Source organism: Streptomyces sp. NPDC102274 (assembly GCF_044766385.1).
Taxonomy (GTDB): Bacteria; Actinomycetota; Actinomycetes; order Streptomycetales; family Streptomycetaceae; genus Streptomyces.
The window spans coordinates 1-1,081 of sequence record NZ_JBIWLW010000158.1 but is presented as its reverse complement, the minus strand read 5'-3'; the positions used below and the strand labels follow the sequence as shown (position 1 = coordinate 1,081).

The following is a 1,081-nucleotide window of genomic DNA, read 5'->3' as shown; positions in this document are numbered from 1 at the left end:
GGCGGACTTGGTCCAGGTGAACGGCTTGCAGCGGGTGTTGTAGCCGTCGATGAAGTCGCGGATGGCGGTCTTGAGGTCGGGGACGGACTCGAAGGTGCCGCGTCGTATGGCCTGCCGGGTGATGATCCCGAAGAAGATCTCGACCATGTTCAGCCATGAGCAGGAGGTGGGGGTGAAGTGCAGGGTGATCCGGGGGTTCTTCGCCAGCCACGCCTTGACGTTGGGATGCTTGTGGGTGGCGTAGTTGTCGACGACGACGTGCAGTTTCACCCGGGGGTGGGCCTTGGCAACCTGCTTGAGGAAGGCCAGGAACTCCTTGTTGGTGTGCCGTTCGAAGCAGGCGTCGGCGCTGATCTTTCCGGTGGCGACCTCCAGGGCGGCGAACAGCGAGGTCGTGCCGTTGCGTTTGTAGTCGTGGGTCTGCCGCTCGGCCAGGCCCGGCCGCAGGGGCAGCATCGGGGCGGTGCGGTCCAGCGCCTGGATCTGGGTCTTCTCGTCCACGCAGACCACGACCGCCTTCTCCGGCGGTGCCAGATACAGCCCGACGACGTCACGGATCTTCGACTCCAGCTCGGGATCGGTGGAGAACTTGAAGGTCTCCACCCGGTGCGGCTGCAGACCCCACTTGCGCCAGACCTTGGCCACGGCCGAGAAGGACAGCCCCAGCTCCGCACCCAGCAGCCGCGACGACCAGTGCGTCACCCCCAGACGGGCCGGAGGCCGGCCGTTCTCGGCCAGCGTCGCCACCACCACCGCCACCTCGTCCACCGTGCCCGGCCGGCCCGGACGCGGCAGATCCCCGAGCGCCTCGATCCCCGAAGCCACGTACCGCTCACGCCACTTCAGCACCGTCGGACGCGAGGTCCCCAGCCGGACGGCAATGTCCGTGTTGGACACACCCTCCGCAGCCAGCAGCAGGATCCGCGCCCGCTGCACCACCCCCGCCGGGGCCGTCGACATCCGCGTCAGCGCCTCCAGGCGCGACCGGTCACCCTCACGGAACTGCAACGCAGCGGCCAGATACACAGCCCCATTGTCCCGAAACCACAGACGTAAAGCTACTTCAAACACGCAACACTAG

1 protein-coding gene is annotated in these 1,081 nt (G+C 67.1%); it reads right to left on the bottom strand.

Features of this window, described 5'->3' with window-relative positions; genetic code table 11:
* Positions 1-1,020: IS630 family transposase (locus tag ACIRQP_RS42535; RefSeq protein WP_403900865.1), on the bottom strand; the 1,020-nt coding region annotated here is incomplete at its 3' end.
* Between the last annotated feature and the right edge of the window lie 61 nt (positions 1,021-1,081).